The sequence below is a fragment of the Actinomadura atramentaria DSM 43919 genome (assembly GCF_000381885.1).
In the GTDB taxonomy this organism is placed as follows: Bacteria; Actinomycetota; Actinomycetes; order Streptosporangiales; family Streptosporangiaceae; genus Spirillospora; species Spirillospora atramentaria.
The window spans coordinates 1-13,506 of record NZ_KB907214.1; the positions used below are offsets into that span (position 1 = coordinate 1).

The 13,506-nt window shown below is 75.2% G+C and carries 11 protein-coding genes; 8 read left to right on the top strand and 3 right to left on the bottom strand.

Features of this window, described 5'->3' with window-relative positions:
• The 5 genes from G339_RS0117510 to G339_RS34140 all read left to right on the top strand — a co-directional run.
• Window positions 1–699, top strand: a 699-nt coding sequence (locus G339_RS0117510) for a biotin/lipoyl-containing protein (RefSeq protein ID WP_019632377.1), incomplete at its 5' end; no start/stop codon positions are given.
• Between the two features lie 123 nt (window positions 700–822).
• Window positions 823–2,151, top strand: a complete 1,329-nt coding sequence (locus tag G339_RS39455) for a hypothetical protein (protein WP_019632378.1) — start codon at window positions 823–825, stop codon at window positions 2,149–2,151.
• A gap of 1,013 nt (window positions 2,152–3,164) precedes the next feature.
• On the top strand, window positions 3,165–5,084 hold the full coding sequence (locus G339_RS0117520) for a hypothetical protein (RefSeq protein WP_026341550.1): 1,920 nt from the start codon (window positions 3,165–3,167) through the stop codon (window positions 5,082–5,084).
• Window positions 5,081–5,344, top strand: a complete 264-nt coding sequence (locus tag G339_RS0117525; RefSeq protein ID WP_019632379.1) for a DUF4235 domain-containing protein — start codon at window positions 5,081–5,083, stop codon at window positions 5,342–5,344. The genes G339_RS0117520 and G339_RS0117525 overlap by 4 nt, the downstream gene beginning before the upstream one ends.
• A gap of 1,262 nt (window positions 5,345–6,606) precedes the next feature.
• Window positions 6,607–7,578, top strand: a complete 972-nt coding sequence (locus G339_RS34140) for a YihY/virulence factor BrkB family protein (RefSeq protein ID WP_019632381.1) — start codon at window positions 6,607–6,609, stop codon at window positions 7,576–7,578.
• Here G339_RS34140 and G339_RS36850 read toward each other — a convergent pair.
• On the bottom strand, window positions 7,575–8,255 hold the full coding sequence (locus G339_RS36850; RefSeq protein ID WP_019632382.1) for a phosphatase PAP2 family protein: 681 nt from the start codon (window positions 8,253–8,255) through the stop codon (window positions 7,575–7,577). The genes G339_RS34140 and G339_RS36850 overlap by 4 nt on opposite strands.
• A gap of 73 nt (window positions 8,256–8,328) precedes the next feature.
• A complete protein-coding gene (locus G339_RS0117545; RefSeq protein WP_019632383.1) occupies window positions 8,329–9,714 on the bottom strand; it encodes an NAD(P)H-quinone dehydrogenase in 1,386 nt (461 codons plus the stop codon).
• A gap of 72 nt (window positions 9,715–9,786) precedes the next feature.
• Between G339_RS0117545 and G339_RS0117550 the strand changes: the two genes are divergently transcribed.
• The 3 genes from G339_RS0117550 to G339_RS0117560 are packed head-to-tail and all read left to right on the top strand — an operon-like array spanning window position 9,787 to window position 12,749.
• Window positions 9,787–10,245, top strand: coding sequence for a gamma-glutamylcyclotransferase family protein (locus G339_RS0117550; protein ID WP_019632384.1), 459 nt, complete (start codon window positions 9,787–9,789; stop codon window positions 10,243–10,245).
• Window positions 10,246–10,269: 24 nt separating this feature from the next.
• Complete coding sequence (locus tag G339_RS0117555; RefSeq protein WP_019632385.1) at window positions 10,270–11,085, top strand: purine-nucleoside phosphorylase; 816 nt, start codon at window positions 10,270–10,272, stop codon at window positions 11,083–11,085.
• Window positions 11,082–12,749, top strand: a complete 1,668-nt coding sequence (locus G339_RS0117560) for a phospho-sugar mutase (RefSeq protein WP_019632386.1) — start codon at window positions 11,082–11,084, stop codon at window positions 12,747–12,749. The genes G339_RS0117555 and G339_RS0117560 overlap by 4 nt, the downstream gene beginning before the upstream one ends.
• Before the next feature lie 58 nt (window positions 12,750–12,807).
• On the opposite strand, the gene G339_RS0117565 is transcribed toward G339_RS0117560, so the two are convergent.
• Window positions 12,808–13,467 carry a PH domain-containing protein gene (locus G339_RS0117565; protein ID WP_019632387.1) on the bottom strand — a complete coding sequence of 220 codons (660 nt, stop codon included), beginning with the start codon at window positions 13,465–13,467 and terminating at the stop codon, window positions 12,808–12,810.
• Between the last annotated feature and the right edge of the window lie 39 nt (window positions 13,468–13,506).

A 13,506-nucleotide genomic window follows, 5' to 3' on the forward strand; every position in this document is an offset into this window, starting at 1 on the left:
TTCGACGCGCCCACGGGGCCGGGTGTCCGGCTGGACTCCGGTTACGTCTCCGGGCAGACGGTCCCGCAGGAGTTCGACTCCCTGATCGCCAAGCTCATCGTCACCGGCGCCACCCGCCGCCAGGCCGTCGAACGCTCCCGCCGCGCCCTGGCCGAATTCGTCATCGACGGAATGCCCACCGTCCTACCGTTCCACCGCGCCGTCCTGAACGACCCCGCGTTCGTCCCGGCCGACGACTCTCCCTTCACCGTCCACACCCGGTGGATCGAAACCGAGTACGACAACACCATCGAGCCGTTCGCGGGCCCGGCGGCCGAGGGCGCGGCGGCGGGCGAGCGCGAGCGCGTGACGGTCGAAGTCGGCGGCAAGCGCGTCGAGGTGGTCCTCCCGGCGGGCCTCGGCGCGTCGGCGGCGGCCGCCCCCGGCAAGGCCGCGCCCGCGCGGCGCGGCGCGGGGAAGAAGGCGGGCGGCGCGGCGGCGTCCGGCGACTCGCTCGTCAGCCCGATGCAGGGCACGATCGTCAAGCTCGTCGTTGAGGACGGCGCGACCGTCGCGGCCGGCGACACCATCGTCGTCCTCGAAGCGATGAAGATGGAGCAGCCGCTCACCGCCCACAAGGCCGGGACGGTCACCGGCCTGAGCGCCGAGGTCGGGCAGACGGTCTCGTCCGGCGCGGTGATCTGCGACATCAAGGAGTGATCCGGGCGGCGTCCGCCCGGCCGCCGGGCGGACGCCGCGGTGGAGTGCGGACCCGTTCTTGACCCGGGCCGGGAACGGACGGCGCGGCGCGTACGTCGTACTCCACAAGGAGGACCTTCACTCATGAGAATCGACCCTCGGCCCCGTCGCGCGGCCCGGCGCGGCGGGCTTCTCGCGGCCGTCCTCGGCGTCGCCGCCCTGCTGATCCTCGGTGCCGCGGGCCCGGCCGGCGCCGACACGGCGTCGCAGATCGCCCACGGGCTGATCAACGACCGCCTCTACGTCACCACCAACGTCGCGGGCTCGGTGTCGGCCGCCGACCAGGCGCGGATGCGCGCCGCGCTCAAGAAGGCCGACGACGCCGACATCCGCGCCGTCGTCGTGGCGAACACCGTCACGGGCGCGCAGGTCCGGCCGATGCTCGTCCAGGTCGGCAACAGCGTCGGCAAGGGCGAGACGTTCGTGGCCGTCTCGGCGGACGGCTCCGGGCTGTGGGCGGTCTCCAAGAAGCTCAAGGCGAAGGACATCAACCAGCTCCAGGCGCGCGGCACGCCCGGCGCGTCCGCCGCGGACCAGCTCATCGGCTTCACGGACCGGGCCGAGAAGAAGGCCGAGGACCAGTCGCGGTCCAGCGCGATCGGCGGGTTCGTGCTGCTGGGGCTGCTCGTCCTCGTGGTCGCGGGCGGGCTCGGGCTGTTCCTGGTGGCGCGCAGGCGCCGCCGCGAGCGGGAGGCCCGCGAGCTGGCCGAGCTGAAGGAGAGCGTCCAGGAGGACGTGACCCTCCTCGGCGAGGACATCGCCCGTCTCGACCTCAACCTCATCGACCAGCACCTCGACGCCGAGGCCCGTGCCGACTACGAGCGCGCGATGAACTCCTACGACGAGTCCAAGGCCGCGATCGACCGCGCCCAGCGCCCCGCCGACATGGCGCAGGTCGCGACGGCGCTGGAGGACGGCCGGTACTACATGACGGCGACGCGGGCGCGGCTGGCGGGCGAGCCCGTCCCCGAGCGGCGCGCGCCGTGCTTCTTCAACCCGCAGCACGGCCCGTCCGTGCAGGACGTCACGTGGGCCCCGCCCGGCGCGATGGCCCGGTCCGTCCCGGCGTGCGCGGCGGACGCGCAGCGGGTGCTGAGCGGCCAGGCCCCGGACATGCGGATGGTGCCCTACGGCGACGGCCGCCGCCCGTACTGGGAGGCCGGACCGGCGTACGCCCCCTACGCGGGCGGGTACTACGCCTCCTACGGCGGGATGGACCTGGTCAGCGGCATGCTGATCGGCACGATGCTCGGCTCGATGATGTCCGGCGGCTTCGGCGGCGGGTTCGGCGGCGGCGGCGGAGGCGGCGACTTCGGCGGCGGAGGCGACGGCGGCGGAGGCTGGGACTTCGGCGGCGGCGACTTCGGCGGCGGGGGCGACTTCGGCGGCGGCGGGGACTTCGGGGGCTTCTGACCCCGCGCTCGTCCGCGCCGGTCGACTGACGACGGCACCGGTGGTTCCCCTGGCGGGAACCCCGGTGCCGTTTCGTTTCCCGCGGTGTCAGGGACGAGCGGGTGCCGTTGTCGTGTCTTCTACCTGCGGTTCATCCACCTGCGGCGGGGCCGAGCGCTGGAAGCAGTGGCGCGATCCGCGGTCGGTCCGTGCCCGCCCTCGTCCGTGCGCGGCCGCGCGGTGGACGCGGAGCCGGGGCCGCGCGGGCCGTCCCGCGTGGCGGGCGGCCCGACCCTCCGCGGCGGGCGGCCGGTCCGGGGCGGGATCGGGCTGCGGCGGCGTGGGCGCCGACCCGGGGACGAGCGCCGATTCCAGGCGCTGCATGAGCATGAGCCCGGCGAACGCCACGGCGGGGATGAGGAATACGGCGACGATGATCGGTCGTCACCTCCGTCCTGAGAGCGGCCGTCCTGCGTGTCCGCTGCTCTGTACCTCGACCAACCCGAAAGAAACCCCACGAACACCCGAAATGTCCGATCCCCCCACGCACTCCCCAGCCACGCCCCCCACACTCACCGACAAAGAATCCCCGCCGCCCCCACCGACCCAGCGCCCCACCGACCCGCCGCCTCAAAATCCCCCAACGCCGCATCCACCCGGCCAGCTCCAGCTCTCACGCCCCTCCCGCTTAGCCTCGCCCAACCCGGACCCAGCACCACCCCGCTCACCCGGCCGCCTACGGCACCCCACTCCCCGCGTCGAGTTCACCCGACTCACTCCAGAACTCGCGCCCTTCCAGCATCACGCCCGCCCAGCACCGCACCTGCCCGACCGCCTTCGGAACTCGCGCCGTCCGTGCGGTGAATCCGCCCTCACGGGTTTAACGACCCCTCTCCGGGCACTCATCGGTCCACGACGACCGAGAGACGGCACGACATCCGGCCCGACGACGCACCGTCCCCCGGCACCGCGCCGCGACGCGGCGGCACCCGGCGCGCGGACGGACGTCGCCGAGGCCGAGGAGAGGCATCCTGATGACGACCGACCACCCGAACGGCCCCGGCGACGGACGGCCGACCGACCCGCGCCCCGCCGCCCCGCCCACACCCGCGCCCGCACCCGCGCCCGCGCCCGCCGAAGCGAACTCCCCCGAGGAACTGCGCGCCCACATCGAGCGGACGCGCGCCGAGCTCGGCGACACGGTCGAGGCCCTGGCTGCCAAGGCCGACGTGAAGGCTCGCACGAAGCAGAAGGCGGCCCAGACCCGCCAGAACGTCACCGCCCAGGCCCGCAAGCACGCGCAGCAGGCTCGGCACGCGACCGAGGAGATCCGCGAGGACGCCCGCGAAAAGGCCCAGGACCTGACCGAGAAGGCCGAGTCCAAGGCCCGGGATCTGGGTGAGAAGGCCCAGACCAAGGCCCGCGAACTGCGCGACAGTGCGAAGGGCGAGGCCAAGGAGCCGCGCGAGGGCGCGCAGGGAACATCCGCGGACATCCACGAGGACACCCAGGGCAAGGCGCGCGAGCTGCGCGACGGAGCCCAGGACAAGGCAGGCGAGCTCCGGGCGGCCACCCGCGAGAAGGCGGCCGGACTGCGGCAGGACGCCCAGGACAAGACCCGCGACCTGCGCGGCAAGACGAACGAGGCCCGAACCGCCGCCCAGGACAAGGCAGCCGAACTGCGCGAGGACATCCAGGACAAGGCGCGGGACCTCCGTAGCAAGGCGAACGACGTCCGAGCCGCCGCCCCCGGCAAGGTGACCGAACTGCGCGAGGGCGCGCGGGACAGGGCGCGGGACCTGCGCGGCAAGGCGAACGACGTCCGAACTGCCGCCCCGGGCAAGGCGGCCGAACTGCGCGAGGGCGCGCGGGACAGGGCGCGGGACCTGCGCAGCAAGGCGAACGACGTCGGAGCCGCCGCCCAGGACAAGGCGGCTGAACTGCGCGACGACGTGAGCGAGAAGGCGCGGGACCTGCGCGAGGGCGCGCGCGGGAAGGCGCTGGACGCGCGCGCCGCCGCGCGCGACCGTGCCGGGGACGCGCGGGCGCGGGCGCGCGACGTGCGGGACGGGGCCGGCGCGACGGCGCGGCGCGCGCAGGCGCAGGCCGGTGCTGCCGCCCGTCAGGTCGCGGCGGGGACGCGCCGCGTGGCCGGACCGGACGCCGATCCGGCAACCCGCCGCCGGACCGCCGCACTGGCGGGCGGAACCCTGCTCGTCGCCGGGACGGCCGCGGGCTACCTCCTGCGCCGCCGCGCGCGACGGGCACGGCCCTCGACCCCCTGGGAACGCGCCGCCGACACCGCGCGCCGCGGCGCCCGCCACGCCTACGAGCGCGCCGCAGATCTCAGCACGGACCTCCGCACGGGCGTCAGCAACGGCCTCGGCACGAACCTCAGCACGGATCTCAGTACGGGCCTCCGCACGGGCGTCGGCGCAGGCGTCGGCGCAAGCGTGGGCGCGGGCCTCGGCGGAGGCGCGGGCGCGAGCGTGGGCGCGGGCGTCGGCGGGGGCCTCGGCGCGGGTCTCGGCAGGGGCGTCGGCGCGGCGGCGAGCCGCAGCGGTGCGGCCGATCGGGCGCGAACGACGGCGGGCGTCGTGGCTCGGCGCTCCCGCCGCCTCGCCGACCGGGCCGCCGAGGCCCAACGCGGTGACACGGCGGACCGGGTCCGGCGGACGGCGGCGGCCCTGGCCGACGGCTCGCGCCGCGCCGCCGACCGCGCCTCCGATCTCGCCGCCGAGGCGGGCCGCAGCGCGGCCGCCCAGCGGGCACGGGACGGCGCGGTCGTCCTGGCCGAGCGCTCCCGCCGCCTCTCCGACCGGGTCGCCGAGGCCCCGGACACCCGCCCGCGCGCCCAGGGCGCGGCGGCGACCGCCGCGGTGCTGCTCGCGGTCGGCCGGCTGCGGCGCCGCGCCGCCCGCCGCCGCGCGTCGCACGTGGGAGGTCGGCGGTGAAGCTTCTCTACAAACCGCTGTCGCTGCTGTTCAGCGTGCTCGGCGGGCTGCTCGCGGGGATCGCGTTCAAGCAGGTGTGGCGGCTCGCGGCGGGCGAGGACGACGCCCCCGACGCCGACGACCCCGACCGGGGCTGGCGCGAGGTCCTGCTCGCCGCCGCCGTCCAAGGGGCCGTGTTCGCCCTGGTGAAAGCGGCCGTGCAGCGGACGAGCGCGCAAGCCGTCCGCCGGGCCACCGGCCGCTGGCCCGCCGACGACTGAACGCGCACCGCCGCTCACGCGACCGCACGACCTGTCGGCCAACACCCGCTTGAGTGCCTGCGCGCCGCCCCATCAGGCAGCGGCACACACGCGATGCACCGGGTCAACGACCAGCCAGCGGCTGACGGCTCGCCGTACCCGCCCGACCGGCGGACGCACGGGTCATCGACCGGAACGGCACACGCGCGACGCGCAGGATCGGCGGCTTGGCCCGCCGTACCCGCCCGACCGGCGGACAGGCAGACCCACGACGGACGGCGGTACGCGCGCGATGCACCAGGTCAACGACCGGCCGGTGACTGACGGCGCGCGGTGCCCGCTCGACCAGCGGACACGCGGGCCATCAGCGGCTGCAAGCGCGCAGCGCGCAGGGTCTGTGACCGGCCGGCGGCTGACGGTACCCCGTGTCCGCCCGGCAGCGGGCGCGCGGACCGTCGCCCGGGCAGCGGCACGCGCGGCGCACTGGTTCAACGCCCGGCTCCCGGCTGAGGGCGAGCCGCGTCTGTTCGACCGGCGAACGCGCGGGCCTTCAGCCCGGCGGCTGCAGGTGCGCGGAACGCCGCGTCGGCGACCGATCGGCAGCCGACAGCGCGCCGTATCCGCCCGACCGGCGGACGCGGACCGAAGCGACGACACCCGCGCGCCGCGCTGGGTCAACGACCGGCCGATGGTTGACGGCGCGCCGTGCTCGCCCGACCGGCGGACGCCCGCAGGAACCGAACTCGCGGTCCCACACGATCGACCCCACCGAGAGGATCGCCGTGAACATGACGGACATCTCGCAGACGTCGGGGACGATGCGGGTCCTCGGCCGCGGCAGCTACAGGCGCGCGAAGCTTCAGATCAGCGGCTGGTCAGCGGCTGACGGCGCGCCATATCCGCCCGCGCGGCGGACGGGCGGACCCACGACGGGCGGCGGCCCGCGCGCGAAGCGCGAAGTCGGCGACCGGCCGGTGGTTCGCGCGCCGTATCCGGCGGAAGTGCGGCCCATCGGCCGGGACAGCGGCAGCGCCAGAGGTGTGGAGCGCGCCGTGTCCGCGCCACCGGCGGTGTCTTGCGGCCGATCGCCCAGCGGCGGCCCGTCGAGGGGGTTCGATCGCCCGGCGGCGGCCCGCGAACGGGCAGCGCGCCGCCTCGGCTGAAGAACCCAAAGCCTGGAGGAGATCATGAAGCGAAATACCGATACGACCGCCAGAAAACAGCGGCGCGGGCGGTTCCCGCGTTGGCCGAGTCCGCGGCGGGGCCCCGACGCGCCCACCGAGATGCCGCCGCGCTCGTGGTGGGGCGCGTTGAAGCGCGTCGCCGGGGAGTTCCGGAACGACGAGCTGGGCGACCGTGCCGCCGCGCTCACCTACTACGGCGTCCTGTCGATCTTCCCGGCGATGCTGGTGGTGGTGTCGCTGGTGGGGCTCGGCGGCACGTCGCTCTCGCAGGACCTGATCACCAACGTCGGCGCGATGGCGCCGGGTTCGGTGAAGGACGTCCTGGTCGACGCCCTCACCGAGTTGCAGCGCGGGCGCGGCGGCGCGGGGGCCGTCGCGGTCGTGAGCCTGGCCGCCGCGGTGTGGTCGGCGTCGGGCTACGTGGCGGCGTTCATGCGGGCGAGCAACGCCGTCTACGACGTGCCCGAGGGCCGGCCGATCTGGAAGACGCTGCCGATCCGCATCGCGGTCACCGTCATCACGCTGGTGCTGCTGGCGGCGCTCGCCGTCGCGGTGGTCGTCTCCGGGCCGCTCGCGGAACGGGCTGGGGACCTCATCGGCCTGGGTTCGGCCGCCGTCACCGCGTGGAACATCGGCAAGTGGCCGGTGATGCTGGTCGTCGTCGGGTTCCTGTTCGCGCTGCTGTACTGGGCGTCGCCGAACGCCCGGCACGGGTTCCGGTGGGTGACGCCCGGCGGCGGGCTCGCGCTGGTCATGTGGCTCGCCGCGTCGGCCGGGTTCGCGTTCTACGTCGCGAACTTCGCCTCGTACAACAAGACGTACGGCAGCCTCGCCGGGGTCGTCGTGTTCCTGGTCTGGCTCTGGATCAGCAATCTCGCGCTGCTGCTGGGCGCGGAGCTGGACGCCGAGCTGGAGCGGGGCCGGTCGATGGCCGCCGGACGCCCGCGCGACCACGAGCCGTACGTCGAGCCCCGCGACACCCGCGCGATCGACGATCCCGAGCTGCGCGAGGAACTGCGAGCCGAGGAACGCGACGGCGAACGCGCCGCCTCACGGACCGAGCGCCCCTAGATCGGCCGACCCTCCGCGCCCCGCACGTTCGTCCGCCGCGACCGAACCACCAGATCGGCCCCCATGAGGACGAGCGCCACGAGCGACCCCACGAAGAACCCGCCCACGACGTCGGTGGCCCAGTGAACACCGAGGTACACACGGCTCGTCCCCACCAGCGCGACGAGCACCGCCGCGACCGTCCACACCCCCGCGACGGCCGCCGAGGAACGCAGGCGTCCGCACAACAAGTAGGCGACCACGAACAGCAGCGCCGCCGCCATCGTCGTGTGCCGGGACGGGAACGAGTACCCGGTCTCGTGGACGAGCCAGTACGTGCGCGGCGGCCGCACCCGATCGGCGAGGCTCTTGGCGACGCTCGCCGCGGCGACCGACAGCAGCCCAGCCGCGACGACGAGCGCGAGCGGCCGCCAGGACAGCGCCGCCCACGCCAGCAGCAGCGCGACGACGAGCGAGCCGATGATCAGCGGATACTCGGCGGCGGTCGTCACGCCTTTCATCAGCGGCGTGAAAGCGTCGTCCCGCCAGTCGTCGGTGAGCACGGGCCGGTCCAGCCGCCCCGCGCGGTGCGCGCCGATGAGGACCGCGTCGACGGCGAGCCCGACCAGGCAGACCAGCGACGCGACGGCCAGCAGCGGCCGCCAGTGCGCGAGCCGCGGCGGATCGTAGGACCACATGGGCGGGCCGCCTTTCGTGCGCGGGACGAGACTGCAATATCCCCGCGCGACCCGCTCCCGCAAACGCCCCCGATCAGTAGGCGTGCTCGGTCATCAACCGCCGCCCCGCCTCGGTGATGCTCCCCGACATCGACGGATACACCGCGAACGTGTGCGCGACCTGATCGACCGTGAGGTGCTGCTGAACCGCGATGGAGACGCCCAGGATCAGCTCGCTCGCCCGCGGCGCGACGATGACGCCGCCCAGCACGATCCCGGTGGACGGCCGGCAGAACAGCTTGACGAACCCGTCCTCGAACCCCTGCATCTTCGCGCGCGGGTTCGTGAACAGCGGCAGCATGACGGTGCGGGCGTTGACGTCCCCCGCGTCCACCATGTGCTGGGTCACGCCGACCGACGCGACCTCGGGGTCGGTGAAGATGTTCGACGCGACCCACCCGAGCTTCAGCGGCTGCACGGCCTCGCCGAGCGCGTGCCACATCGCGATGCGGCCCTGCATGCCCGCGACGGACGCGAGCATCAGCACGCCCGTGCAGTCCCCGGACGCGTAGATGTGCGGCACGCTCGTCCGGGAAACCTTGTCGACCTCGACGAACCCGTGCGCGCTCAGCTTGATCCCGGCCTTCTCCAGCCCGATCCCGCGCGTGTTCGGCACCATGCCGACCGTCATGAGGCAGTGCGAGCCCTCGACCTTGCGGCCGTCCTCCAGCGAGACGATGACGCCGTCGCCGGACCGCTCCACACCGGCCGCGCGCGACCGCGACATGACCTTCATCCCGCGCCGCAGGAACACCTCCTGCAGCACGGACGCGGCGTCGGCGTCCTCGGTCGGCAGGATGCGGTCGCGGGACGAGACGAGCGTCACCTTCGACCCGAGCGACAGGTACGCCCCGGCCAGCTCCGCGCCCGTCACACCGGACCCGACGACGATCAGTTCCTCGGGCAGTTCCGGCAGGTCGTAGAGCTGCCGCCAGTTCAGGATGCGCTCGCCGTCCGGCTCGGAGCCGGGCAGGACGCGCGGCGTCGCGCCGGTGGAGATCAGGATGATGTCGGCCTGGATGCGCCGGTCCCCGACGCCGACGACGTGCGGCTCGACCAGCCGCCCCTCGCCGCGGACGATCTTGACCTCTTCGTAGGCCAGCCGCTCGGCGATGTCGAAGGACTGGGCGCGGGCGAGGTCGCGGACGCGCTTGTTGACGGTGGCGAGGTCGGCCTCCAGCGCCCCGACGACCCCGTCCGGCCCGCCGTTGAACCGGAGCCCGAGCCGCGCGGACTCGCTCATGACCGCCATGCGGGTGGACGTCGCGATGAGCGTCTTGGACGGCACGCAGTCGGTGAGGACGCACGCCCCGCCGGGCCCGTCGCGCTCCACGACGGTCACGTCGGCGCCCAGTTGCGCCGCCACGAGGGCGGCCTCGTAGCCGCCGGGGCCTCCGCCGATGATCACGATGCGCGTCACCCTTCCATTGTGTCCCCTTCGCGGCAGTGATCCTGACCAGGGGCCGCCGCCGTCGGCCGCTAGGCTGGCGGTGTGGCTCTGTACGCGGCGTACGCCTCCAATCTCGATCCCGCCCAGATGGCGCTGCGAGCGCCGCACTCCCCGATCCGCGGCACCGGCTGGCTCACCGGCTGGCGGCTGACGTTCGGCGGTCAGGACGAGCGCGGCGAGGGCGCGCTGGCGACCGTCGTGGAGGACCCGAAGGACCGCACCGCGCACGTGTTCGTGGTGTTGTACGACGTCCCGTCGTTCGACGAGCAGGAGCTGGACGCCTGGGAGGGCGCGGCGCTCGGCGTCTACCGGAAGATCCGCGTCCGGGTGGACACCCTCGACGGGGACGTCCTGTGCTGGCTGTACGTCCTGGACGACTACGAGGGCGGCCTGCCCTCGGCCCGCTACCTGGGCGTTCTCGCGGACGCGGCGGAGAAGGCGGGCGCGCCCGCCGACTACGTCAAGGAGCTGCGCGAACGCCCGTGCTCCTCGGTCGGCTGACGGCCCGCCGCTAGTCTCTGCGGGGTGGACGACGCCTTCTCCCGAGCCGCCGCTGCGGCCGACGCGCTGCGCGACCGCGCCGGAACCGACGCGTTCGACGTCGCCGTGGTGCTCGGCTCCGGCTGGGTTCCCGCGGCGGACGCGCTCGGCGCCCCGGCCGCCGAGCTCTCCGTCACCGAACTGCCCGGTTTCGCGCCGCCCGCCGTGGCGGGGCACGCGGGCCGGGTCCGCGCCGTGGAGTGCGGCGGGCGGCGGGTCCTGGTGTTCCTCGGCCGGACGCACCTGTACGAGGGGCACGGGACGGACGCCGTCGTCCACGGCGTCCGGACGGCGCTGGCCGCCGGGGTCCGCACGGTCGTCCTGACGAACGCGGCGGGCGGCCTGCGCCCCGAGACGCAGCGCGTCGGCGAACCCGTCCTGATCTCCGACCACCTGAACCTCACCGGCGACCACCCGCTGACGGGCGCGGCGTTCACCGACATGACCGAGGCGTACTCCGCGCGGCTGCGCGCCCTCGCGCGCGCCGCCGAGCCGGCGCTGGCCGAGGGCGTCTACGCGGCGCTGCGCGGCCCGACGTACGAGACGCCCGCCGAGGTCCGGATGCTGCGGACGCTCGGCGCGGACCTCGTCGGCATGTCCACGGCGCTGGAGACGATCGCCGCCCGGCACGGCGTCCCCGACGCCCCGGACGGCGCGGAGGTCCTGGCGTTCTCGCTGGTGACGAACGTCGCGGCGGGCCTCGCGGACGCGCCGCTCGACCACGCGGACGTCCTCGCGGCGGGCCGCGCGGCGGCGGCGCGGATGGGCGCGCTGCTCGGCGAACTGATCCCCGCCCTGTGAGGCCCGACGACCCGCGCGCCTGGCTCGCGCAGGACCCCGACCCCGAGACGCGCGCCGAGCTGCGCGCCCTGCTGGACGCCGCCGACGCCGCCGCGCTCGCGGACCGGTTCGGAGCGCGGCTGGCGTTCGGCACCGCCGGGCTGCGCGGCGAGCTGGGCGCGGGGCCGAACCGGATGAACCGCGTCACGGTGCGGCGCGCGGCGGCGGGCCTGGCGGCGCGGCTCGCCGCCGAGCCGGGCGCGGCCGCGCGCGGCGTGGTGATCGGGTACGACGCGCGGCACAAGTCCGCGCGGTTCGCGCTGGACACCGCCGCCGTGCTGCGCGGCGCGGGGCTGCGCGCGCTGCTGCTGCCCCGGGCGCTGCCGACGCCGGTGCTGGCGTTCGCCGTCCGGTTCCTCGGCGCGGCGGCGGGCGTGATGGTGACGGCGAGCCACAATCCGCCGCGCGACAACGGCTACAAGGTCTACTGGGGCGACGGGGCGCAGATCGTCCCGCCGCTGGACGCGGAGATCGCCGGAGAGATCGACGCGCTGGCCGACGCGGGCAGCCGCGTGGACGAACTGCCGCTCGGGGACGACTGGGAGGTCGTGGGTGAGGACGTCGTCGAGGCTTACCTGGACGCGGTGACCGCCCTGCCGCTCGGGGACGCGCGCGACATCTCGGTCGTCTACACGCCGCTCCACGGCGTCGGCCGGGACACGTTGCTCGCCGCGTTCGCGCGCGCCGGGTTCCCGCCGCCCGCCGTCGTGCCCGCGCAGGCCGACCCGGACCCGGACTTCCCGACGGTCGCGTTCCCCAATCCCGAGGAGCCGGGCGCGCTCGACCTGGCGCTGGAGCTGGCCGACGCGCGCGGCGCGGACCTGGTGATCGCCAACGACCCGGACGCGGACCGCTGCGCCGTCGCCGTCCCCGACCCCGTCTCGGACGGCGGCGGCTGGCGGACGCTGACCGGCGACGAGGTCGGCGCGCTGCTCGCCGAACACGTCCTCGCGCACACGTCCGGCGACGACCGGCTGCTGGTGACGACAATCGTGTCCTCGTCGCTGCCGCGGTCGCTCGCCCGCGAGCACGGCGTGCGGTTCGCCGAGTCCCTCACCGGCTTCAAGTGGATCATGAAGGCGGGCCGGGGACGGCTCGTCCTCGGCTACGAGGAGGCGCTCGGCTACTGCCTCGGCGGCGCGGACGGGCCGCCGGTCCACGACAAGGACGGCATCGGCGCGGCCCTCGCCGTCGCCGCCCTCGCCGCCGAGGCGCGCCGCGCCGGCCGCACCCTGACGGACCTGCTCGACGACCAGGCGCGCCGCCACGGCCTCCACGCCACCGCACCGCTGACCCTCCGCGTCCCCGACCGCGCCCTGATCACCGATGCCCTCACCCGGCTCCGCACCTCCCCGCCCACCCGCCTCGGCACCCACACCGTCACAGCCGTGGACGACCTGTCAGCCCCCGCCGGCGACCTACCGCCCACGGACGGCCTGCGCCTGACCCTGACGGGCGACGCACGCATCGTGATCCGCCCCTCCGGCACCGAACCGAAGCTGAAGTGCTACCTGGAGATAGTCATCCCGGTAGACGACACCCCGCTCCCAACCCTCCGCCGAAACGCGCGAACGACCCTGACCGGCCTCGCCGCAGCCCTGAAAACCGCCCTCGATCTCCCCTGACTCACTCGGAGCACCGCCCGACACCGCAGCGCGGGGCGGGGCGGCGCGGGGCCGGGAGTCAGAGGGCAAGGACGATGATCAGGACAAGGAGCGGGACCGCGATGGACGCGGCCGTGAGCCAGGACCAGGTGACCGTCCCCGTCGTCGGGGCGTCGGCGGCGCGGGCCGTCTGGCCGGCGGCGCGGTCCGGTGCGCCGGAGCGGGCGCGGGGGCGGGCGCGGTCCGCGATCTCGTTGAGCTGCTGCGCGGTGAACGTCGCGGCGGTGCGCCCGCGCAGCCGCGCCGCGGCGATCTTCGCGGTGCCGCGCGCCTCGTCGCGCCGCGCGCGCCGCTCGACCTTCGCCTGCGCTCGCGGCGACGTCTGCTGCACCCAGGCGCGGGTGGCCGTCTCGCCGCCGCCCGGCCCCGCGAACCGCACGGTCACGGCCGTCCCGCCGGTGATCTCGCGCACCGACCGCCAGGGCGCGCGCGTGTCGCGCAGCGGGTTCCGCACGGTGACGCCCGCCTCGTCGGCGAGGATCGCGGGCCGCAGCCCGAGCGCGTACGCGACGCCGCAGCCGGTGAGCAGGACGAGCGCGTAGATCGCGCCGGTCCGGTCGAGCCGCGCCTCACCGGTGATCCCGACCGCGAGGTCGAACAGGTTGAGGACGGTGAACGCCACGAAGGCCCAGCCGATGATGCGGCCTGCGGCCGAGCGGACAGCGAGCTGCGGGGTCATGCCCCGATCATGCCAGGGGCCGCGCGCCGCGCCGCGCGA